The sequence below is a fragment of the Treponema sp. Marseille-Q4523 genome, from assembly GCF_016901105.1.
GTDB lineage: Bacteria > Spirochaetota > Spirochaetia > Treponematales > Treponemataceae > Treponema_D.
Window position 1 is genome coordinate 1 of record NZ_JAFEVM010000032.1, and the last position, 22,687, is coordinate 22,687.

Annotated in this window: 17 protein-coding genes and 1 pseudogene; 8 read left to right on the top strand and 10 right to left on the bottom strand. The window is 50.9% G+C overall.

Annotation, left to right across the window (positions count from 1 at the left end; translation table 11 throughout):
• Window positions 1-361 precede the first annotated feature (361 nt).
• The 3 genes from JSQ97_RS09960 to JSQ97_RS09970 all read left to right on the top strand — a co-directional run bounded on the left by JSQ97_RS09960 (window position 362) and on the right by JSQ97_RS09970 (window position 4,028).
• Window positions 362-1,723, top strand: coding sequence for a PFL family protein (locus tag JSQ97_RS09960; protein WP_205075918.1), 1,362 nt, complete (start codon window positions 362-364; stop codon window positions 1,721-1,723).
• A 247-nt stretch (window positions 1,724-1,970) separates the two neighbouring features.
• A complete protein-coding gene (locus JSQ97_RS09965) occupies window positions 1,971-2,921 on the top strand; it encodes a GNAT family N-acetyltransferase (protein ID WP_205075919.1) in 951 nt (316 codons plus the stop codon).
• A gap of 204 nt (window positions 2,922-3,125) precedes the next feature.
• Complete coding sequence (locus tag JSQ97_RS09970; RefSeq protein ID WP_205075920.1) at window positions 3,126-4,028, top strand: lysophospholipid acyltransferase family protein; 903 nt, start codon at window positions 3,126-3,128, stop codon at window positions 4,026-4,028.
• 55 nt (window positions 4,029-4,083) lie between these two features.
• Here JSQ97_RS09970 and JSQ97_RS13225 read toward each other — a convergent pair.
• From JSQ97_RS13225 to JSQ97_RS10010, 10 genes and pseudogenes are all read right to left on the bottom strand, one after another.
• Window positions 4,084-4,200, bottom strand: a pseudogene (locus tag JSQ97_RS13225) (Rpn family recombination-promoting nuclease/putative transposase); the annotation flags it as partial.
• Between the two features lie 89 nt (window positions 4,201-4,289).
• Entirely contained in the window at window positions 4,290-5,471 is a 1,182-nt protein-coding gene (locus JSQ97_RS09975) for a hypothetical protein (protein ID WP_205075921.1), read from the bottom strand.
• Complete coding sequence (locus JSQ97_RS09980) at window positions 5,461-8,406, bottom strand: FecR family protein (protein WP_205075922.1); 2,946 nt, start codon at window positions 8,404-8,406, stop codon at window positions 5,461-5,463. The genes JSQ97_RS09975 and JSQ97_RS09980 overlap by 11 nt, the downstream gene beginning before the upstream one ends.
• On the bottom strand, window positions 8,372-10,276 hold the full coding sequence (locus JSQ97_RS09985; RefSeq protein ID WP_205075923.1) for an adenylate/guanylate cyclase domain-containing protein: 1,905 nt from the start codon (window positions 10,274-10,276) through the stop codon (window positions 8,372-8,374). Before JSQ97_RS09985 ends, JSQ97_RS09980 begins: the two co-directional genes overlap by 35 nt.
• Before the next feature lie 131 nt (window positions 10,277-10,407).
• Window positions 10,408-10,830 (bottom strand): hypothetical protein, encoded by a 423-nt coding sequence (locus JSQ97_RS09990; RefSeq protein WP_205075924.1) that lies wholly within the window; start codon window positions 10,828-10,830, stop codon window positions 10,408-10,410.
• A 108-nt stretch (window positions 10,831-10,938) separates the two neighbouring features.
• Window positions 10,939-11,280: a hypothetical protein gene (locus JSQ97_RS09995; protein WP_205075925.1), complete on the bottom strand. Its 342-nt coding sequence runs from the start codon at window positions 11,278-11,280 to the stop codon at window positions 10,939-10,941.
• Between the two features lie 77 nt (window positions 11,281-11,357).
• The gene (locus JSQ97_RS12955) at window positions 11,358-11,612 is read right to left on the bottom strand and encodes a hypothetical protein (RefSeq protein WP_239447085.1); all 255 of its coding nucleotides are present in this window, start codon (window positions 11,610-11,612) and stop codon (window positions 11,358-11,360) included.
• 207 nt (window positions 11,613-11,819) lie between these two features.
• Complete coding sequence (locus JSQ97_RS12960; protein WP_239447087.1) at window positions 11,820-11,996, bottom strand: hypothetical protein; 177 nt, start codon at window positions 11,994-11,996, stop codon at window positions 11,820-11,822.
• A gap of 406 nt (window positions 11,997-12,402) precedes the next feature.
• Entirely contained in the window at window positions 12,403-15,738 is a 3,336-nt protein-coding gene (locus JSQ97_RS10005) for a hypothetical protein (protein WP_205075926.1), read from the bottom strand.
• A 365-nt stretch (window positions 15,739-16,103) separates the two neighbouring features.
• The gene (locus JSQ97_RS10010) at window positions 16,104-16,946 is read right to left on the bottom strand and encodes an Rpn family recombination-promoting nuclease/putative transposase (RefSeq protein WP_205075927.1); all 843 of its coding nucleotides are present in this window, start codon (window positions 16,944-16,946) and stop codon (window positions 16,104-16,106) included.
• A gap of 570 nt (window positions 16,947-17,516) precedes the next feature.
• Here JSQ97_RS10010 and JSQ97_RS10015 point away from each other — a divergent pair.
• From JSQ97_RS10015 to JSQ97_RS10035, 5 genes are all read left to right on the top strand, one after another.
• Window positions 17,517-18,467: an ABC transporter ATP-binding protein gene (locus JSQ97_RS10015; protein ID WP_205075928.1), complete on the top strand. Its 951-nt coding sequence runs from the start codon at window positions 17,517-17,519 to the stop codon at window positions 18,465-18,467.
• Window positions 18,464-19,195, top strand: coding sequence for an ABC-2 transporter permease (locus tag JSQ97_RS10020; protein WP_205075929.1), 732 nt, complete (start codon window positions 18,464-18,466; stop codon window positions 19,193-19,195). The genes JSQ97_RS10015 and JSQ97_RS10020 overlap by 4 nt, the downstream gene beginning before the upstream one ends.
• Before the next feature lie 2 nt (window positions 19,196-19,197).
• Window positions 19,198-21,258, top strand: coding sequence for a GldG family protein (locus tag JSQ97_RS10025; RefSeq protein ID WP_205075930.1), 2,061 nt, complete (start codon window positions 19,198-19,200; stop codon window positions 21,256-21,258).
• Window positions 21,255-22,160 (top strand): DUF4340 domain-containing protein, encoded by a 906-nt coding sequence (locus JSQ97_RS10030; RefSeq protein WP_205075931.1) that lies wholly within the window; start codon window positions 21,255-21,257, stop codon window positions 22,158-22,160. The genes JSQ97_RS10025 and JSQ97_RS10030 overlap by 4 nt, the downstream gene beginning before the upstream one ends.
• A gap of 143 nt (window positions 22,161-22,303) precedes the next feature.
• On the top strand, window positions 22,304-22,651 hold the full coding sequence (locus JSQ97_RS10035) for an ArsR/SmtB family transcription factor (RefSeq protein WP_205075932.1): 348 nt from the start codon (window positions 22,304-22,306) through the stop codon (window positions 22,649-22,651).
• The last annotated feature ends 36 nt before the right edge of the window (window positions 22,652-22,687 follow it).

Genomic DNA, 22,687 nt, shown 5'->3' on the forward strand with positions numbered 1-22,687 from the left:
GCTTGCTCTCGCTTGATTCGGGAGACTTTTTTATCTCCGCATGCGTCTTGCTTTCTTTCCTTCCCTCTACCTGTCAAACAGCGCACCCGTGATTTGCGCGGGTAGCTTGTAATTTACTACTTTTCTCCCCTCCCTGTCAAGTACCTCCCCCTCCCTTTTTCAAACTTTTTTCTCCACCGTATATGCGGTTTGGAATAAGGACTGCCCCATTCGGCAGGCAGCTCAAAAAACTCGTATCCAGCAATTTTTTTTCGCACAAGATGAATTTTATTTGACACAGTACCGTCCGCGCGTATGCCTTCCGCATAAACGCAAGCGTGTTCCGATTTACTTTATTTTCGCCAACTGCTAAAATAGCTCTATGATTTTTTCAGCGACCGAAATCGAACAGACTGTCAATATGTTTATGCGGCAAAAGCTCGACATCCGCGCGATCACAATGGGCATTTCGCTGCGGGACTGCATTTCAGACGACGGCAAAAAATGCCGAAACCGCATCTACGATAAAATTATGAAGCGAGCGGGGAACCTCGTCAAAGTCGGCCGCGAAATCGAAGCGGAATTCGGAGTGCCTATCATTAACAAACGTATTGCGGTCACGCCGATCGCACTTATCGCGGAAGCGAGCGGCGAAGGAAATTACGTCGCGTGGGCGGAAACGCTCGACAAAGCGGCAAAAGAGCTCGGCGTCGATTTTGCCGGCGGTTTTTCCGCGCTTGTACAAAAGGGCATCACTGCAGGAGACGCCGTCCTTATCGATTCGATTCCCGCGGCTCTTGCATGCACCGAACGGGTGTGCTCGTCGGTCAATCTCGGCTCGACGAAGAGCGGCATCAATATGGACGCCGTAAAGCTCATGGGACAAATCGTCAAAAAAACGGCAGAGCGCACGAAAGAAAAAGACGGCATCGGCTGCGCGAAGCTCGTCGTGTTCTGCAACGCCCCGGAAGACAATCCGTTTATGGCGGGCGCCTTTCACGGACCGGGAGAAGGGGACGCCGTACTGAGCGTCGGGGTTTCGGGCCCGGGCGTTATCCTCGCCGCCGCAAAAGAATACAAAGAAAAGCCGATCGACGAACTTGCCGACGGTATCAAAAAAACGGCGTTCAAAGTTTCGCGCATGGGACAGCTTGTCGGAACGGAAGCGGCACATCGCCTCGGTGTCGAATTCGGCATCCTCGATCTGTCGCTTGCGCCGACTCCCGCCGTCGGAGATTCGGTCGCGCGCATCCTCGAAGAATGCGGCCTTGAAAGCGCGGGCGCTCCCGGTACGACGGCTGCCCTCGCGATGCTCACCGATATGGTAAAAAAAGGCGGCGTTATGGCGAGCACGAAAGTCGGCGGTCTTTCGGGCGCCTTCATTCCCGTGTCGGAAGACGAGGGGATGATCCGCGCGGTAAAAGAGCACTCTATCACGCTCGAAAAACTCGAAGCGATGACGACGGTGTGTTCGGTCGGCCTCGACATGATAGCGATCCCCGGCGACACGGAAGCGTCTACGATCAGCGGTATCATCGCGGATGAACTGGCGATCGGCATGGTCAACAACAAAACGACCGCGGTGCGCGTCATCCCCGTTCCCGGAAAAACGACGGGCGATTGGGCGGAGTTCGGCGGTCTCTTAGGCGGCGCACCCGTTATGGCGGTGAACACGTTCGGCTGTAAAGAATTCATCGAGCGCGGCGGACGCATTCCCCCGCCCATTCACAGCTTCAGAAATTAACAGGTCGAAGGTTTAAATTGAACGTCTGAAATTGCGCCGTTCAATTTAACTTCGAGTTTCGGACGAAGCCGAAACATCGCTTATTAACCGTGCGCGCTCGCGCACCAATTCAACAGTCTCCAAAATTGATATTGTGTTCGACTGTTGAATTTTAAGGAACGTCGAGTTTTAGGAAACTCGAAATTGAAATTAATAATTTACAAGAGTCGCCGTTTATTGATATGCGAAAAAATCGGAAGGTATCGTCATGCGCTTTATTCCGGTCGATGAAAAAAAGAAAGCGGAAACGCTCGCCTTCCTCGCAAAGCACGAGCGCTTTTGCGTATCGCTTGTAGAACATATACGGCTCGGAGGGAGCGAAAGCTTTACAGTCGAAAGCGATGCGCGCGAAACGCTCGGCATCATAAGCGTCAAAAGCAGAATGCTCCTGTGCATTCCGAATGCGCGCTCTTTGCAAAACGACGGGGATTTTTACACCTCCCTCAAAGCTTTTTTGTCGGATAAAAAAATCTCATGCGTAAACGGAGAAGCGGACGCATCGCACCTTATCATGAACATCCTTGCCGAAATCGGCCGAATGCCGCTGCATGTAAACGAATACGCATTGATGACGTTTTCCGAAGCAGCGCTAAAAAAAATCCAAGCAAAAGACAAACGGCATGCAGCGGTACCGGAAGAGCCGCAAATGTGCGGTATGCGTACGGAGTGCGCTGCGGCAGATCCGATTTCGGAAAATACGGCGGCAACCGATGAAAAAGCGTGTTGTGAAAAATTTAAAATAGTCCGATGCGGTATAAGGGATGCCGACGCGCTCATGCCGCTGCAGCTCGCATACGAAGCCGAAGAAGTGCTGCCGCCCTGCAGGACGCAAAATCCCGCCGTCACCCGAAAAAATCTCGAACGCATTTTAAAAACCGAATATGTCGTTGCGCTGCAAAACTCACGCGGCGAGCCGGCCGCAAAAGCGAACACGAACGCCGTCGGCATCCGCTGGGCGCAGATAGGCGGAGTGTACACCGCTCCCGATTTCAGAAGAAAGGGATGCGCATCGCTCCTCGTCGAAACACTCGCCGAAAAAATCGTCGCATCGAAGCGCCTTCCCGTACTCTACGCACGGAACGGAAACGAGGGCGCACAAAAAGCGTACGCGGCGCTCGGCTTTAGGAAAACGGGCGGTTTTACGATCGCGTATTATTAACTCGAATGCGGGCTCTTGAAAGTATGACCCGATAAAGTTGCGCTTCCGGCGAGCACTTCGTTCACCGACTCAGCCGCTTCGACAGTATGACAAAAACAGTCCGATTTGTCGCAATCCGTTTCGGCGTTGACATATCGTCCTTTCGACTTTACTATAACGGTAGTATCGGTGTACCGTGCCGAAGTTCAGTATCAGGAGACTTTCATGGGAATACCCCTCGCAGAAAAATGTAAAAAATATTTTGCCGAACTTACGGAAGCATCGCGCGCTGCGGCAAAGATCGACGAAGAAAACGTATATCAGGAAGCGAATCCTCTGACGCGGAAAATCATGGATGAACTCTTGTCGGATGTTATGCTGCCCGACTCGGAAATCGTCGATATCGAAAACTTCAAAGCGTTTTATCGCGCGATAACCGAAGAAGGTAAAAGCGGTCTCATTTTGATGGAACACTATACGAACCTCGATTTGCCTGAAATATGTTATCTGCTGGAAAAGGAGGGCGAAGACTGGGCAAAAGATTTGTCGAAGCGGATCGTCGCCGTCGCCGGCATGAAACTCAACGAAGAAAGCCCGATCGTGCGCGCATGGGCGGAAGGCTTTACGAGGGTGGTCATCTATCCGACGCGCAGTCTCGACAAGCTCGAAGCGAATGCGCAGTCGGAAGCGAAAATCGAAGAAGAAAAAAAACGTGCGCGGAAAATCAATTTGGCGGCGATGCACGCTATGGACGACTGCAAAAAAAGGGGACAGGCGATCCTCGTGTTTCCGAGCGGCACGCGCTACAGACCGGGCAAGCCCGAAACGAAACGCGGTCTTCGCGAAATCGACAGCTATCTGCGCCTCTTTGACGTCATGATCCTCGTATCGATCAACGGCAACTGTCTCCGCATCAATCCGGAAGCTCCGGACAATATGATGATGGATCTCGTCGAAAACGATACGATCACGCTGTCGGCTTCTCCTGTCATCGGCTGCAAACAGTTCCGTCGCGACGTCCTTGCAAGTTTACCCGAAACGGAAGAAGATGCAAAGCAAAAGATCGTCGACCGCGTCATGGCGATTTTGGAAGAGCAGCACGAAGCGGCGGAAGCACGGCGGAAATAAAGCACTCATCACACGTGTACGCCGATGAAGCACAGCGAGGAAAACGCGATGTCATCAATTCTTCTTGGCTGAGACCGGTCGCTTGCGCTATGTTCTCAATCGACATTCCTAAATCTGTTAAGTTCTTTGCCGTTTCAAGCTTTGTTTGGTATGCTCCACCGGAAAAGCCTTGCAGGATCTCCTCTCCGTTCCGGTCTTGATATCTTCCGATTTCTACCCGCCCCTTGCATTTTTGACTCCGTTAAAACGTCGGTCGTTTTCCTAGAACATCCAGCCGACGGAAAACTGCGGTTGAAACATATACTTCGGCAAACCGTCTCTGAACACGAAAAAGTGATCGACATTGAGTTCAAGATACATCTTTTTATAGACAAAGACTTGTAGCGCCGTTCCCGCATCCATATCCAATCCCCAGTACCAATACGCGGGACTTTCTACGCTGCCGCCGGCAAACGAAAATTTGCTCTGCATCAAAAATACGGCGCCCGCTCCGGCGTGTATGTCGAGATTCAAACGGTGCTTGATGATCGGGTACACGTATGCCGCGTTGACATGGGTCAGCATGAGCGCACCGTCGAGCGTATAATCGTCCAACTCCTTGCGCATCATCGCCGCACTGTAATTCAGGTTAAACCCGAAGTGACCGTATGTCCTTTTAAACGGCAACAGGGTAAGGCGAAAGACGCCGCCCAGAGGAGCGACGCTGCGGTCATAATACGTCTTGAACACGCTCTCTCCCGTAAAGCCCGTAAACGCGTAGCCGAGCGAAACGTACGTATCCACCGGCTTTTGGAAGCGGAACGTTACGTCTTCGCTCTTGGCGGTAAGACCGCTTTTATCGCGCGCAACAAAGACGTAAGTACCCGGCTGGAATCTGTTCGTATTCAATTCGAAGCGCGCTTTTTTGCCGTCCTTCGATACTTCCGCAGGCTCGAGCCTTATCGTTCCGCCGCCTGCCTTTTCAAACACGAAAACGGTATCGTCGAAAAAATTACCGCCCGTAACGGTAAATCTTCCGTCGAAAAATTCATCGAGGTAAATGAGACGCGGCGTCACGGATTCGACTTCCGGCTGATATGCGATCAGTATATCGAAATTGCGATACGCGCTCGCCGCTTCCTTTTGTTCGAGCAGGTTGATGACAGTCACTTTATAGCGGTAGTTTCCCGGCGGCAACGACACGTCGATAAAATTATCCTGTACGATTTTTTTGTCGATCGCGCGCCAAGCGCCCGACGCATCCCTTTGCTCGAGCTCGAATTCAAAGCCGAATATGTCGTCGATCGCTTCCCACGAAAGGCGCTGATAGAGCACCGCGCCCTCCTCTCCTTCTTGTATAAAATAGTGCATGGAGGGATCGGCTCGACCGCCTCTGTTTTGCGCGGCGAGCGGCAAGAGCGAAAGCAGACACAAAAGCGTCGCGGTACATCGCTTATTTCCCATAGAGCACTCCCGGCGCATCCGTTTCCACCGATGCCGCTTTCGGCAATTCGATGACGAAGCGGCGACTCGAAACGATGCCTTTCTGAAAGAGCAAACCGTCTTTCAGCCGCCGCTCGGGCTCAACTTCCGCGTAAAAAATTCCGCGCGACAGCCGTGAAAGATCACCGAACTCGAATGCGCAGTTGCCGTCCGCACGAGAAGAAGCCGCGTCGGTCAATTCGCTCTCGAAAATCTTTTGCTTTTTTTCGTTGTAGAGCCTGATCACGTAGTGCGTCGCTTCTCCGTTCTTTTTCCAGCGGAACACGATACTCCGATTCGATTTGAAAAAACTTGCGCCGAGCGTTTCCCCGTCGGAAGGAAATACGAACGCGACCCTTTCGAGCGGCGGTATGGGCAAAACGGTAAAGCCGCTGTCCTGCAGCGACGATATGTCGAATCCGTCCCTTGTCGATGCGATGACCCTCCACCGATAGTTTCCCGCAGTGAGGGGCGGAAGCTTTACGGAAAAAGAAGGATCGGAAACGGAAAGCACGCTCCCCCGCTGTCCCGCCTTTTCGAGTACGAGCCGGCTCTTTACGGGCTTTTCGACGGAAGACCACTGCAGGCGGCCGGGGTTCAGCGCCGCATCCACGCCCCCGATCCTCGCGTTGTGCACGGGCGACACGAGTTCTACCGGTCGCAAGTGCTTGAGCATAAACGCTTTATCGGCAGCATAACTGTAACGTCTGCTCGATGTCAGCGTCGAAGAGGCAAAGCCCTGTACGCTCATTATATAATCGCCGTCCTGTATCGACTGCAGCGCCATCTCCACGCCCGTATCGGTGATGTACAGATTTTCGTACAGCGGTTCGGAATCCAAACCGGGCTTCGTGATCTTCACCTGATAATAATCGGCGCCCGGAACGGCCGTCCACGCAAAGGTATTCTTTTTTTGCGGATGAATGACGACGACCTCTCCGATGCCGACGAGTTCGGGCGGAGGAAGCGCAGGCGCTATCGTCAATCGTTTCGGCGGCGTTTCAAGCGCTTCGAATTCGCTTTTGACCGACACACGCCAAAAGTAATCGCCCTGCGGCAAAACCATGCCGTCTATTCCGGAACCCTGCGCTTTTACGTCGAGTACGGGCGAAGAAAAATCATTCGAAGCGGACACTTGAAAGCGCTGCTCTCCTTCCAAATTCGTCTTCCACGTAAAGCGTGTATCGAGGCACAGCGTATCGGCCAAAACGTAATTGTCCGGAGGAAAGAGCGAGCGCAGAACGACTTCGCTGTCGCGGCTCCGAAATACCGAAGGCACGCTCGACGTCAAATGCTCGCCGCGTTTATCCAGCCCTTCCACCGTCCAATAGTATGTCCCGTTCGGAAGCGTTTTCGCGGCATTTTTCAATTCATAATAATTGATATCGCTTGTCCGCTCGACGACCGCGTCGCGCATCGATTCGCTTTTTGCGACGACGAGCCGATATTTTGCCGCTTCGTTTACATTTTTCCACGAAAAGGCGACGCTTTTTCCTTCCGCCGTATCCGCGATCGCACCCGGAGAAATCAGTTTGATGGGAGGAAGTTCTTTTTGCTTTTCGATCGAAAACGCCGACACCTCCGACGGTTTTGCCGACAGGCTTTCATCGGTGATATAATTCGGCGTCACCCGCCAATACCACACCCCTTCGTGCAGATTCGGCAGCGTTACCGTCTCCCCGCTCACTTGTTTGACCACCGCGGGATTTCGCATATCGGGATTGTCGGCGGCTTCGATCGTGTACGACGAAGAGACATCGTTGCCCTTCCATAAAAAACGCACTGCAGGGATCATCTCTTTGTACGCAAAGCGCCGATCGGGCGCGGGTTCGAAAAGAACGGGTGGAGGAGCGTCCAAAACGGTAAACTTTCCGGAATCCGCCGACGCATCACGCGCTCCTTTGTCTGCCGCATAGATCCGCCAATACACGGTTCCCGCTTCTTCTTCGAGCGTCACCTCTTTCAATCCCTTGACCGAAAGCCTGTTCGCTTTTGCAAAATCGCGGCTCCGGGACGTTTCCAAAACGAGTTCGGTATCGTCGGAAAAAGAACTGCTCCACGCAAACGATACCGGAAGTACGTGTTTATATTGATTGATAAGCCTTGCTCCGGACGCGGGGCGTATCATGGACACTGCGGCATTGTTTCCCGCCTGGATGACGTCTCCCTCTGAAAGCACGGTCGGCTGTACGGCAGTCCGAGCGACGCTTCGCCCTGCACGCGCATCGGTCGCTCCCTCTTCGACCGTCGTCATGGCGGCGGCCCCTTTTTCGACGGTCAAACGAAGCGCGCCGCCGGCATTTTCTCCCCGCGGGGCGCTTTCGCGTTCGGCTTCTCTTCCGGCTCCGGCGATGCCTGCCTGAGCTGCGCTTGCATCCGGCGAAGATAAAACGCTTCCCGCCTCTTTTTCCGCGCTTTCGAATTTCTGTACGTGCAGCACGGAATCTTTTTCGACGGCGACGGAAACGTTGTCCGCTTTCACCGCAACTTTCGAACCGACCGTCTGTACTGAAACGTTGCCTTCAGCGATCTGTACGTCGGTTTCGTCTTTTTGCGCCTGTTTGAAAATCTGGATCATCGTGTTCGCGCCGACGTTTATCACGTTTTGATCGGGAAAATAGATCGTCGCTTCCGACGCGGGCGCGGTACGGATGATGTCGCCGTTATACACGGGAGAATACTGCACCGGCCTGTCCCACACGGAACGGTCGAGAAATTTGCGCTGCACGCTTTTGTATTTATACGAAACGGAGGCGACCGGCACTTTATCGGTACGCTCGATCGTCTTATTTAAATTATTAAAAAATAAAAACGCGGTATAGCCGATAACGGACAAGGAAAAGAGCACAACGAAGATGTCCTGCAATACGGCCGATACGGACTCACGACTGTATTTTATATTTCTTTTCGTCTTCATTGAGATTTACCTTTGCAAAATCGGGAGTCGGAATTCCGAGCGCCTGTCTGATCTGTGCAAGCGACTTCGGGCCTTTCGCACCTGCACCGGGTATGCCGTCTTCGGCAGGCATATTGATGACGGCGAACATGCGAAGCGGCTTTTCTTTGCCTTTGACGGTAACCGACGGCATCTCTTCGACGAGCACGCTGTCGTGCACGAGCGCATACGTGTATTCGGTGATGAGGATGTCCGTACCGAGCGGCTTATTGAGCGCTTCCGTACGGGAGGCAAGGTTGACGGCGTCTCCTATGACAGTGTATTCCATGCGTTGCGTCGAGCCGATTTGACCTGCGACAACGGGACCGGAATTGATACCGCAGCCGATGCGGATGACCGGCTTTTTGTCGCCGCCTCGTCCGCGGTTAAAGATCATGAGCGCCGCCCTCATGCGGAGCGCCGCACGGATGCAATTGAGCGCGTCTTCTTTCGGACTTCCGGCAGACGTCGGAGCGCCCCACACGCACATGATCGCATCTCCGATAAATTTATCGACGACGCCGTGCGTCGCGTTGACGCATTCGACCATCGATGTCATATATTCGTTCAAGAATTCGACGACTTCCGCCGGTGTGAGCTTTTCGGAAATTGCGGTAAACGAACGGATGTCGGAAAAGAAAATCGTCGTCTCCTTCGTTTCACCTCCGAGTGCAAGCTCACCGCGCATGGCAAGCTCGGCGATTTCTTTGTTGATAAAACGGCCGAAGGAATCTTTGAGCCTCTCGCGCTCCGCAAGCCCCTTGCCCATCTTTACAAAGCTCGACGTCAAAAGTCCGATTTCGTCCTTCGTCTTCGGCTTCAAATCGAGTTCGAATTCTCCCTGCTCGATCTGCTCTGCGGCGCGTGCGAGCGTTTTTACCGGACGGCTGATCGACTTGGAAAAAAACCAAATGAACATGACCGAGAGGAACAGAACGATGATACTCAAATAGATGTTGCGCTTCGTCGTTTCAGCCACCGGCTGCAAAAGCACGGCGGCATCCGCGGTCGTCAAAACGGCAAGCTCTCCGAAAGAAAGGCGGCGGTACGATCCGAAATATTTTTTCCCCGCATCGTCGGTGACGAGCAACTGCCGATTCGTGTCGCCGTTTTCGAGCATCGCGGCAAAGAGCGGAAAGTTACCGACATTCGCGCCGTTCTTTACCAAATTGAAATCGGGATGGATCAATATATCGCCCTCTCCGTTCACCAAATACGTCGTCTGCAGCGTACCTGCGCCGAAGCTGTCGGAGAGTTTTTCGGCGGAAAAGAAAACCGCCAAACCCTGTCGTAAACCTTTTTCGGTGTACGGCCAACACAGCACGAGCATCGGGATATCGAATACGGGAGATGCGTTTATAACGCAGGTGATGCCGCGCTCAGCCTGCACCATCGCATCGCGAGACTGCTCCAAAAACGCATCCACGAGCGACGGATCCAATTCATTCGATAAAAAGAACGGCGTACTCAAAAGCTTTCGCTCCAAGCCGCCTGCACGCCTCGAATCGGTGACCAAAACGGCGGCAACCGACGGATTACGCTCAAAATAAAAATCCGACGCTTCCTTCGCAAAGGAACTCGCGCTCCCCGTTCTGTTTAAAATATCCAACAGCAAAAACGCATTCGCGCGCAGCGACGACAGATCCTTTTCCGCCAAACTCGCAGCCTGTGCGTTCACGGTACGATTGTTTTCTTCCGCGCTGATCCTGACATCCTGCCCGCCGAACCACGTAACCAGGAGGGTAATGACACCGAGCGATAAAATCGTCAGCACCGAAATGATGACGACGAGCTTCGCTCCGATTGAAAATTTGACGTATTGTCGACTATCGTCTTTCTCCGCTTCATTCATAATAACAATGATACAGTAAATTCCCTGAAAGCGCAATTATGAATTTGTAATGCTTTATCAATTGGTAATTTGTAATGGGTAATTGGCTTCCAGCCGGACATCAATTACCCATTATCAATTACCCATTATTTTTACGGCGTCTTTAGTGTCCCGTCGCTGTCTACCGACCAAGTTTGAGTGCCTTTCGGTGTTACGGTGAACTTATTCGTATAAGCCCCTACCGATGAGCCGTCCGACATCCATACTACAATATAGCCAGATACATAGTCCCGCGGAGTAATACAGGCAACCTTCGATTCCGTTATAGGCTTGCCTTTATCGATTTTTATGCGGGCAGGCGAGCCGCTGTCACTGTTTTCTTTTAAATACACATCATTGCCGTCTTTTAGGGTACCGTCGCTTCCCCAGTCCCCGACACAGGCTTTACCGCCCATGATAAAGTAACCGTCTTGGTTGCCCGTCCCACCGGAAGAGGCTGCTACATAAACGCCTTTTCCCACATTGCTTGTATTATTTTTAATTGTACCGCCATGCATCTTAAATGTACTGTTCATATCTACATACACACCGCCGCCGGCTACTACCGCCTTGTTGCCCTTAAGGGTGCAAGAGGTTATGAAAATCTGGCCGTGCGTAACATATACGCCCGTTGCCGTTTTCCCTTAGCTTGCCGTAAAATGGTGGGGGTTATTAAAATGTTCGCCATCCCGGTGAATTATCTCACCGCTGGCGGTGTTAACATAGTTTCCGGTTATGAAGCCGCCTTCCCACGTAAAAACGCCGTGGACTTCTGCCGCCCCACCGTTCTGGTATGCACGATTGCCGGTAATTGTTCCATTTTGCATGGTAAAGACTCCATCAGTGGAATCTGCTTTCTTTGCACATACGCCGCCGCCGTAATTGGCTGTGTTTCCGCTAATTGTTCCGTTTGTCATGATACAGCTGCCGCCGGCAGTCACCATAACGCCGCCGCCAAAGCCTGCAGCATTATCTTCCCTTGTCATAAAGCCATTATAGCAGAGGTCTCGGCGGTGCGCAACGCCGCGAGCCGGAACGGTATACGAAACGCTCGAGTGCGGCGTTAAATCTCCTCCCCAAGCCCGTTCATCTTCCGTTTATATATCTTCCAGTGCTTTACGTCTTTTGCGTTTTCGAAGGCGGTTTGTACTTCAGACGGAGAGGTAAAATCCGTATGGTTGCCCTCGGTAACGCCCGGTTCTTCAATGTAAAGATAGCAGTATCCTCTGTTGCCTGCATCACGCTGCGGTAAATCGTCAAAGAGCTTTTTAAATGCCTCTGCGGTAAGCCGGTTGCCGGAGCAGTCCAGCCATTGCAAAGCGGTTAAGCCCTGTACGTCAAGTGCGTTAAGCCGGTTGCCGTAGCAGGCAGCCCTTTCAAAGCGGTTAGGCCCTGCACGTTAAGGACTGTCAGCTGATTGCGGCTGCAGTACAGCTCAGCGATCTTGCCTTTTAGAATTACTTTTGTGCTTTTTGCATGCAGCACGGTTGCGGTGCCGCTTTGAAGCTCAGTTTCGGTACAGCCTTCAACAAAGGGGGCTTCGGGCAGTACTGCACTTCCGCCTGTTCCCGCATCGGGCATTTGCGCCGCCGGAGCTGCCTCCTTCATTACTGCCGCCCGCCGCATTCGGGCAGGCAGTCATGCCGAACAGCGCTATGAGCACTAAACCGATAAACAAAATTGTTTTTAGTTTGTGTTTCATAGAAACCTCCTTAAAATAGTTGAAATACAGCCACCGCACAGGACATGCGGTAACAGCCGATTGTCTTGCGAGTTTGGCGAAGACAAACTCGAGTTAAAAATTATACCACAGATTAAAGGATTTAAAAAGGGACAGGCGTTTTTAAATTGTAATGTATAATGGTAATAGTAGACCGGCTTACCTTATGCAGTAAGTGCGGAAGTTAGCCTATACAGCCGCTCAAAAATGTACAAGAATGTACATTTTTGAGCTTCGATTGCACTCAAGGACGTACGGAAAAGCCATAATTGACGCTTTGCGTCAGCCTGAAACTCGGGTTGAAAACGGGACAGGACGTATGTGCAAAGTCTGCAATGCGGATTTTGCGCCGTTTTCATACCATTACCCATTACCAATTGAATACCCCTTAGCTTGCCGTGTAGTTGTGGGGATTATTAACCGTTCCCCCATTGATATACAGAACGTCAGGAGCAGAACCCCAATGACCTGTAATAGTACCGCCCAACCAGTTGAAAGTACCGAGAATGTTCATAGCTTTACCGAAATGCGTTCCTTCATTACCTTCTATGCTTCCGCCTGTCATCTCAAAAGTTCCGTCAGTGAAAATATATACACCGCCGCCATAACGGGCCTTGTTGCCTGTTATTTTCCCGCCGGACATAATAAGCGTTCCCTTTGTGCATACGCATCCGTTGCCATTATTCTTAAAACCTGTAATTTTTACATTGTTTTTAATCTCGGCAGTGCCGCCTTTTTCCACATAGAGGGAATACTGCTCTTTATTGCCATTGTCCGCTCCTTGAAGCGTTATCTCTCCCTGCAAAGTAAGCGTACCGCCGTTTTCTACACAGAAATACCTATGCTTATCCTCTGTCCTATTTGGGCAGACAAGTGTTATTGGTGTGCCGTTGTCTTTGATGGTTATGTTTTTTCTGTTTTTGATTTTTAAGCTTGCAATACTTCCATCAATGGTGAACCCTTGTGTTACCGTGATGACAAGAGGTATGTCGTCGTTTGCACTTTGAATGGCATTGTATAACTCGGTAGCGTTTTTGACAGTTGCAGTGTCGAGAGATTTTAGAGTGCCGCTGCTGTCGATATACCACTGCGTTGACGAAGCAGGCTGTGTTACCGTAAACCTCTTGTAGTTTTGCGGATTGCCGTCTGTTATACTGCCCGTAAGCACTTGCGTACCCTGCGTGTAGCTTTCAGGCGTAATGCGTGCAACGGGAGCCGTCCCGGTCAAAGTGCCGTCAACGTTTATCTGTTTGTCGTTCATCAAATACACATCGTTATTTGTATCGATTTTTGCACTGCCGGACATCTGCATTGTAACTTCGGAAACAGCCGACATCAATACGCCTGCCCCCAACTCGTTTGAAGTATTGTCTTTTATAGTACCGCCTGTCATATTAAGGGTAATTTGCCCTGTATAACTATACCACAAAGCTATCCCGCCTCCGCCAAAAGTAGGAGTCGACGTCGTACAGGTATTTTGTTCGATAGTGCCGCCGGTCATGGTCATTGCACCGCTTACCGAAACTCCGCCTCCACCGCTTTTTGCATTATTGTTGCTGATAGTACCGCTTTCTATGGTAAACACACCGCCGGTATCCGCCATAACGCCGCCGCCATAGTTTGCAGTGTTATGATTGATCGTTCCCCCTTTTAAAGTGAATGAAGCATGAGTACCGGAAGGGCCTTGCCCCTCTATGTGCACCCCGCCGCCGCGTGATTGGTTACCACTATCACTTGCCTCATTGTAGGAAACCTTCCCGCCGATCATAGTGCCGGTCGTGCCGCTTCCGCTAAGATAAATACCGCCGCCTTTCTGTGCTTTGTTGCCGTCCGCCGGCGCGCTGCCGCCGATGGTTGTGTTATTAAGTGTAAGCTTGCTTTCTTTGCAGTAAATTGCGCCGCCGTCTTCTTCGGCTTCGCATTGTTGTATAGCCGTACCGGTCAAGGTAACTTCGTTACTGTCTTTTACATAAATACCGCCGCCGTTTTTGGCCTTGCAGTTTTCGATAAGGACATTAGCTGTCTTAAGCTTTCCTCCGCCGCAGTAAATTGCACCGCCGCCGCCTACTCCGCTGGTAGTGGGATTTTTTCCATTTTGCAGGGTCAGTTGTTCAAGGGTTAAGTCGCCGCCTGTGAATATATCAAAAATAAAGGTTTTGCTATCGGCATTCAATTTATCGCTAATATAGCTCGTTCCCTTTATTGTAACGGTTCTCTTCACCTCAATTTTTTCTGCTCCGTTGGGGGCTTTTATTTCGCCGTCTATAATGATGATACGGGCAGCAGTGTTGGGGTTGTCGTTTTCTACTGCAGCTTTTAATGCCGCCCATGCACTGGATTGCCCTTCCCACGTAGTATTGTCAGCGGGGTTGATGGTTATTTCCGCTATTTTGGTTACTTTAACATAAAAGACTTTTTCGACGCCGGCAGCAAAGCCGTCTCCGCCTGCAGTTACGGTTATTTTGTATAAGATTTCCTGACCTGGAGCCGGAGCCGGAAGGTCTATATTAACTTCGTTTTGAGAACCGCTGTCTATGTCGCTTACATGAGTCCACGAACCGCCGTTTTTCTTTTCAACCTTTCCCGTTATTTTTGCGTCGGCAGTTTCCGTTTTTGCCTTTACGGTAGCTTTAGAATCATTCGGCGTTAAAGATATTGAAGCCGGACTAGTCAGGGTAGCACTGGTTATCTCGCCACCACCCGCGCTATAAAGCTTTACGTCTTGGGCCTTTGTTTTGGTGGATACTGTGTGCGCGGCGGAAGCCAAGCCTTTGCGGTCAACAAGCTTAAACGTATAGGTTTGTGATGCAGTCTGTACTGCCGCATCCGTTTTATAACGCAGCGCCCACGAGTCGTCTACCTCGGATTGAACCCAAGCGGGAAGCGACTCCGGTCCCTCGCCGGCGGCGAGTTGGGTAACTTCATCTTTCGTAAGCAGGCTGCGGTTTTCGACGGGAGCAGTCGTGTCGATGTAAAAAGCATCATATCCCGGTGTAAAGGGTATCAAGATTGGATAGTCATTTATTTTCAGTATGGAAATATCTCCGTGCAAAAGCCCGGAAGGAGTACCCCCCGTTTCGGTCATATCTTCGGCTTTTAATATAATGACGTAATACCGCTTACCGTGCGCATCGGCAGCGGCCGTTTTGCCGATTGTTACATAACTCAGCTTAGGCGGCGTATTCGCTTCCAGATTAAACGAATAGGTTTGGTTGAACCTTCTGCCGTCGGTGCTGTAAAGCCTGATCGAAGCCCCTATGTTCGCGCTGCTGCGCTCGTAGCGTTTTAAAAACGCCGGTTTGTACGTAAGCGTCAAGGTATCGCGCGAGTTTTGCACAAGCGTATAATCGGTGCCTGCCTCAGGCGGATTTGTCCCCGTAATATCGTGTACACCGTCCGCAAAAGTTACGATATCCGCCGGCGCCCCGGAAGAACCGGGCATTATGAACGAAAAGTTTTTCGGATTGTGCACGGTGAGCGTAAACACCGCATCGCTTGCCGACGGCACGCATTGAACGCCCTCTGGACTCGTCTGTGCAGGAGACGCCGATCTGAAACCGGTGATGGCAGGTTCCGACGCCCAATACGAAAAATCTTCTTCTATATCTGCAAACAGTTCTTTACAGGCGGTTATCGCGAGCAGCGCCGCAGCTGAAACGGCGCAGAAAAGGACGGTCACACATGTACGCATGACACGATTTCGGTTTTCGTTTCCGTTCGACACAGGCACCTCTCTCAAATCATATCGTTCGGTACAGCCGCCTTATCCCCTGCGATGGCTATAAACCGCTATACATACTATTATATACGTTCCCTTAAAATTGTACAGCGAGTAAATCTTCCTATTTAAGAGCTGTATAATCAGTGCGCGGGAGCGCACAGATATATCCGCGAGTTTTCAAAAGAAAACGGTTTGCCTTGCAAACTTGCAGTTAAACGAGACGCGCTATTTCAGCGGCTCGTTTAAACGCTTTGTTTTTCATGACCGTGCGAACATAAAGTCGTCGGTAAAGGAGAGTTCTTCGACGGGTTTATGGGTATATTCCATGGGGATATCCTTGATTATTGAGATAGCGCGGCAAGGAAGCATTACAGTTTTTCGATCTCCGCTTCCGAGAGACCGGTCATAAGGTGTATCTCAGAGAGCGGATACTTGCGTTCAGCCATCAGCTTTGCCGTTTCCCGCTTTGCTTGATATGATCCCGCAGCGATACCATCGCGTCGACCTTTGCGTATTCCCCGCTCAAAGCCGATCTTTTCACCCAACTGTGAACCCTCTCTGCGTAAGTCATCTTCATGAATATTCAACGACATATACCGGCTCCTGAACTTTTCGTTCCGTTTCGCTTTTTCGACAAGCTCATCGATGTGCCGTGTAAAACCGCTCGTCGCCCGCCTCTCGCAAAGATACTCCAACAAGGCGCTCAATTCAAGCTCATCTTCTTTACCGTAGGCACCCACATTATAAAACACCTTATACGATTTGTCATCAAGAAGAATACTGCCGTCCTCACTGCATACGTTGCGAAACGTATATACAGGTAAACCCTTGCCGAAGGGATCCTGCGTACAGATAAAGATGACATAGCTCTCTTTCAGTTCGGCGTAACTTTGTCCGCGTAAGAGGTTATCGACATCCATAAGACTTTGGTAATAACGCGTGCGTTTGGGAAGAGAGGGCGGGATCGACGTTTGTATTTCTATATCGAAGATGCGCTGGGGTTCTGAGACATAGACGTCGAGACGTATACCCTTGCTTTCGTAAAACGGTGCTATTGTTTTTTGCAGGGAGGGATATTCGATTTTACCGACTTTGATATGCAAAAGACGCTCGATGACACCCTTGCAGATCATTTTGTTTTTCATGACCGTGCCGAACATAAAGTCATCGGTAAAGGAGAGTTCGTCGACGGGTTTATGGGTATAGTCCATAGTTGCACCTTCGGTTATTGAGATAGTGCGGCAAGGAAGCCGCTGCAATATATATCGTTTACAAAGCTATAAATTATGCGGTTTTTTATGAAAATAAACGGAAACATCGTTTCCTGCGCGGGGAACTTCGCACTCCGTGCTCGTTGCTCGTTGCAAGTGGCGCGGGGAACTTCGCACTCCGTGCTCGTTGCAAGTTGTGCGGGGAACTTCGCTCAATGTACGGCACATGCCGTATCGTGTCTCCGTATGAAACTCATTACCCATTACACATTAACAATTACTCATTAGAAAATACCCATTACGCATTACCAATTACAAATTGATAAAGCACATTACCAATTACAAATTGATTTCGCGTTTTCCCGTAACCTGCGCTTGTCATAATTTTTTTTAATGGATATAGTACAATTTGTTTTTAAAATACGCCGACGCGCTCGTTGCGAGTCACGCGTACGACTGATTTTTTTTCGGATGTCGATTCGAAGTCCGCGAAAGCGAACATATAGAATCGGTTCTTTGCAGAACGAGCCGCAGGCTCTAACATCCTGCAAAAGTTTTTATGGAGGATATATGATAGAAGTTTCGCACTTGTCTCGAAATTACGGGACATTCCGTGCGGTAAACGATGTAAGCTTTTCGATCCCGACGGGGCAAATCGTCGGTCTGCTCGGCCCGAACGGCGCGGGCAAAACGACGACGATGCGCATGATCACCGGTTTTTTAAAACCGTCCGGCGGTACGATTTCGATCGACGGAGTGAACATCGAAGATGCAAGCGTCGCATCGAAACGAAAGATCGGCTATATGCCCGAAGCCGCGCCTCTCTACGGCGATATGATAGTCGAAGATTACCTGCGCTATATCGCGGACATGCAGGGCGAAAATGCCGATGAAAAAATTCCCCGTCTGTGCGAAGAATGCGGTCTCAAAGAAGTGATGGATAAAAATATCTCCGAGCTTTCGCGCGGCTACAGGCAGCGTGTCGGGCTCGCGCACGCGCTCATGCACGATCCTGAAATATTGATTTTGGACGAACCGACGAGCGGGCTCGATCCGAATCAAATCGGTGAAGTGCGGAACTTGATCCGCGAGATCGGAAAAACGCGCACGGTTATCGTTTCGACGCACATCCTCGGCGAAGTGGAAACGCTGTGCAGCCGCGTCATCATCATCGCAAACGGCAAGCTCGTCGCCGACAGTCCGACCGATGAACTGCGCGAACGATACGGCCATAAAGCAGCTCTCAAACTGACCGCAGGCGGATGTTCAAAAGACGATATCGTAGCCGAACTCAAATCGATTGCGGGAGTCGAAAACGTTTCGGCGGTAAGCGGAGAAGCCGTAACCGGAGATGCGGATGCGTTTTCTCTCCTCGTTTCGGTTTCGGGAACGGCTGAAGTCCGGCCGGCTCTTTTCAAATCGATCGCAGCGAAGGGCGGCTGGTTATACGAACTTGCAATGCAGCGGAACAGTCTCGAAGACGTGTTCCACGAACTCACTACAGCGGAGGCGCAAAAATGAGCGACACGCTTAACAAAAAACATTCTCCCGCCGCCGTCATCATGAAGCGGGAACTCGCCGCGTATTTTACGAGTCCCGTCGCATACATCGTCACGGCACTCTTTCTCATCATCGCGGGTATAACCTTTTTCGTCTTTTTCTTTTTTCAAGATCGGGCGGAGCTGCGGAATTATTTTTCGCTCCTTCCGATTTTGCTTTCGTTTTTTATTCCGGCGCTGACGATGCGGCTGTTCGCCGAAGAAAAACGAAGCGGCTCGATCGAAACGCTCATGACGCTTCCCGTCACCGAAAGCTCCGTCGCTGCAGGCAAATGGCTTGCAGCCTTTTTGAGCGCTGCCGCCATGGTCGCTCCGACAATGCTGTACGTCATTCCGCTTTTCATATTCGGCTCTCCCGATATGGGACCCGTCGTCGGAGGCTTTTTGGGCGCTTTCTTTTTGTGCGCCGCGTTTTCGGCGATCGGCGTATTCGCGTCGTCGGTGACAAAAAATCAAATCATCGCGTTTTTTGCAGCCTTTATCATCTGCATTTCGCTGACGTTGATCGATTCGTTTTTGATTTTCCTGCCGGCTGAAATCGTCGCCGCACTGTCGTACATCTCCGCAGCGTCGCATTTTTCATCGATCGCACGAGGCATCATCGACACGCGCGACCTCCTGTACTTCGCTTCGCTCACCGTATTTTTCTTTTATCTCACGGTGATCGTTCAGCAAAATGAAAGGAAGTAAAAATGAAAAAAATCATCAATTGGTTTCGCTCCCCTTCGAGCGATTTTGCGCTTCTCATCGTTTTATTAATTCTCGCAAACCTTGTCGGGCGCAGGGCCTTTTTCCGTTTCGATTTGACACGTCCGAAATCCTATTCGCTGTCGGAGGCGAGCAGACAGCTGGTCAAAACGCTCGACGAACCGCTGTCGGTCCGCGCGTTTTTCAGCAGCAATTTGCCCGCCCCGTACAGCACGACCGCGCAGTACGTACGCGACATCCTCGTCGAATACAAGGGAGCGGCAAACCGCAATTTTTCCTATTCGATCGTCGATATGAGCAAAGCGGAAAACGAAACGCTCGCACAGCAGTACGGACTGCAGCAAGTGCAGATTCAGCAAGTCGCGAACAACGAAGTAGGCTTCAAGCAAGCGTATATGGGACTCGTCATCTCTTACGCCGACTCGGTCGAAACACTCGACGGCATCACGTCGTCCGAGGGATTCGAATACAAGCTTACGACGAAAATCAGCAAAATGATTTCGGCGGCGAACGTGCTTTCAGGTCTTCCGAAAGACGAGCGCATCAAACTGACGCTCTACGTAACCGATGCGCTCAAACAGTTCGACATACGGGGCTTCGACGATATCGAAAAGACCGTGCGCGAAGCGTACGAAAGCGTCAACAAGCAAAGCATGGGCAGAATCGATTATGAAAAAATAAATCCGTCTTCATCCGATTTGAATACGCTGCAGTCGCGCTTCGGCATACCGCTCATCAATTGGACGACGGAAAACGGTTCGACAGGCTCGGGTGCGATCGGCCTCGTGCTGGAACACGGAAACGCGTTCCGCCTCATCCCGCTTTCGATGCAGCGATCGCTCATAGGCTACGTCATCGCGGGACTCGGAGAACTCGAACAATCGCTTTCGGAAAGTCTTCAAAGCCTGCTCTTAAAGGCGACGAAGATCGGCTACGTAACGGGGCACGGAGAGGCGCCGCTTTATTCGCAGGCAGGAGTCTCTCCTCTCATATCGCTTACAAGCGATATGTACGAACTCGATGAAATAGATCTTTCAAAAGATGCGATTCCCGCAAATGTCGCATCTCTCATCGTCAACGGGCCGAAAACGGAATTCTCCGACGAAGAGTTGTATAAAATCGATCAGTTTATCATGCACGGCGGCAACGCTCTCTTTTTTGTCGACCCCTTCGATTCGCAGTCGGCAGGCTATTATCAAGCGCCGTCGTTCGCGCCGCTTTCGACAAAGCTTGAAAAATTATTAAACGCTTACGGCATCAAGCCGGAAACGAACTACGTGCTCGACGAAAACTGTTATAAACCGCGTCAGCAAAATTACGGAAACGTATCGTTGTGGTGGGCGCCGTTTATCCCTGCAGAACAGCTTGCAAAAAAGAACGCGATCACGGCTAATCTCGGCAGGATCCTTTTTTTGCAAACATCCGCAATCGACACGAGCGGCGCCGAAAGCAACGCAGACGTGAAAGTGACAAAGCTCGTGCAGTCCTCTCCGAAATCGTGGCTGCTTTCGGACAATATACAGTTGAATCCGATGATGCCGCCGCCCTACGACAAGTCCGTCGAAAAAGCGGAAACGCTTGCCGCGCTCGCCGAAGGCAAATTCAAAAGCGCTTTCGATTCCGAGCCCGCTTCATCCGCAGACGGAGCGCTAACGGCAAAAACGCACTTGGCTGAAAACGTGCAGAGCGGAAAAATCTTCGTCGCGGGAACGTCCGAAATCACCGGTCCGCAGCTCATCGAAGAAAACAGCTCCGAACCGATTGCTCTTTTCACGCGCAACGTCATCGACTATATGAACGGCAACGGCGATTTTTGCGCCATGCGCACGAAGGGGCTTTCTCTCAATACGCTGCATAACTCAGGAAGTGCGCTCGCATTTGCCGTGCAGTATTTCAACGAATTCGGACTTGCCGTCATCGTCGTCATTGCGGGCTTTATCGTGTGGCGCATGCGCACCAAACGCCGAGAACGCATCCGCGCAAAATACAATCCGAACGATGCGCGCATCATCGATACGAAATCGAAGGAAGGTGATACAAAATGAGCAAACGAAAAATAATTCTTTTGACGGCGTGCGTACTTTTGCTCGGCATATATATCGCGCAGCTCGCCTCTTCTCTGCGAAGTTCGGTAAAAAATAAAACGCTCGTCGCGGATCCCGATAAGCTTACAATCGAAAACGCGAGCGCCGTAATCGAACTTGCAAAATCGGATGACGGCTGGACGGTCGGAGAGAGGCGATACAAGGCGGATACGAATACCGTCGATGCGCTTGTCAATGCGGTAAAAAACATACGCGTTCTCGACACCGTTGCCCAAGCCGGAAGCGATGCGGTCGATGAACGTTATGAAATCGACAAGACGAATGCGATCGTCGTAAAGGCATACAAAGGGAACGAACTTGTGCGTATGCTCACGATAGGAAAAACGTCGTCGACGGGTTCGCAGTCTTACGTCACGCTCGACGGCAAAAAAGACATATACCTCGTATCGGGAACGCTGCGCGACACGTTCAAAAAAGACGTCGCCGCGTTGCGCAGCAAAGTAGTGTACGCCGTCGATACGAGCGACCTCACCGCCGTTTCCGAAAGCATGGGAAGCACGGTGCTGTCGATTGTAAAATCGGGCGATCCCGCTGCATGGACTGCTTCCGGAGGCGCGGCAAGCGTCGATGCGGAAAAAGCGGCGAATTGGGCGGCATCGCTTACAAGGCTCAATGCGGACTCGTGGCTCGACGACGATTTTGTCCTGCCGCCCGTAAGCGAATCCGTTACCGTCATAACGGCAGACGGCAAAGCGATTACGGTGAGCGTGTATAAAAAAGGAGACGGCGACGATGCGAAATACTACGGTACGTGCAGCGAAACGCCGTACAAGTTTTCGCTCTCTCTCTACTCCGCGGGGAAATACCTTAAAACCGCAGCAGATATAAGTGCAAAGCAGTAATAGAAAATAATCGATAAAACAAATCGAAACGGGGACGGCAGCTGCCGTCCTTTTTTTTACTTGACAAACAGCATTTTTACTGCTAATATATGAACAGTTGTTCATTTATTTATATTACTGCAAATCGCGGACGGAGGAGCGGTGTGACGAAAAAAAAGAGTGACGGCGGACAAAGCGACAAGTGCTTTCAAGATATTTTAAACAAACTGCCTGATGAAGACGAACTGTTCGATTTGGCGGAACTGTTTAAAATTTTCGGAGACTCGACGCGCATAAAGATTTTGTTCGTACTGCTCGAATCGGATATGGCGGTAAACGACATCGCAAGCGTTCTCAAAATGACGCAATCGGCGATAAGCCATCAGCTGCGTATTTTAAAAACGAACGGTCTCGTAAAATATACGCGAAACGGAAAATCGCTTATCTATTCCCTCGCCGACGGCCACGTAACGACGATTTTAAGCCAAGGCATCGAACACATAAGCGAATAAAATTTATTATTAGGAGGAGCGAAAGAAGCACGGCTG

Bases quoted from the DNA above. Each gene is read 5' to 3' on its own strand.
- JSQ97_RS09960 (WP_205075918.1), top strand. From the start codon at position 362: ATGATTTTTTCAGCGACCGAAATCGAACAGACTGTCAATATGTTTATG.
- JSQ97_RS09965 (WP_205075919.1), top strand. From the start codon at position 1,971: ATGCGCTTTATTCCGGTCGATGAAAAAAAGAAAGCGGAAACGCTCGCC.
- JSQ97_RS09970 (WP_205075920.1), top strand. From the start codon at position 3,126: ATGGGAATACCCCTCGCAGAAAAATGTAAAAAATATTTTGCCGAACTT.
- JSQ97_RS09975 (WP_205075921.1), bottom strand. From the start codon at position 5,471: ATGGGAAATAAGCGATGTACCGCGACGCTTTTGTGTCTGCTTTCGCTC.
- JSQ97_RS09980 (WP_205075922.1), bottom strand. From the start codon at position 8,406: ATGAAGACGAAAAGAAATATAAAATACAGTCGTGAGTCCGTATCGGCC.
- JSQ97_RS09985 (WP_205075923.1), bottom strand. From the start codon at position 10,276: ATGAATGAAGCGGAGAAAGACGATAGTCGACAATACGTCAAATTTTCA.
- JSQ97_RS09990 (WP_205075924.1), bottom strand. From the start codon at position 10,830: ATGAACAGTACATTTAAGATGCATGGCGGTACAATTAAAAATAATACA.
- JSQ97_RS09995 (WP_205075925.1), bottom strand. From the start codon at position 11,280: ATGACAAGGGAAGATAATGCTGCAGGCTTTGGCGGCGGCGTTATGGTG.
- JSQ97_RS12960 (WP_239447087.1), bottom strand. From the start codon at position 11,996: ATGAAACACAAACTAAAAACAATTTTGTTTATCGGTTTAGTGCTCATA.
- JSQ97_RS10010 (WP_205075927.1), bottom strand. From the start codon at position 16,946: ATGGACTATACCCATAAACCCGTCGACGAACTCTCCTTTACCGATGAC.
- JSQ97_RS10015 (WP_205075928.1), top strand. From the start codon at position 17,517: ATGATAGAAGTTTCGCACTTGTCTCGAAATTACGGGACATTCCGTGCG.
- JSQ97_RS10020 (WP_205075929.1), top strand. From the start codon at position 18,464: ATGAGCGACACGCTTAACAAAAAACATTCTCCCGCCGCCGTCATCATG.
- JSQ97_RS10025 (WP_205075930.1), top strand. From the start codon at position 19,198: ATGAAAAAAATCATCAATTGGTTTCGCTCCCCTTCGAGCGATTTTGCG.
- JSQ97_RS10030 (WP_205075931.1), top strand. From the start codon at position 21,255: ATGAGCAAACGAAAAATAATTCTTTTGACGGCGTGCGTACTTTTGCTC.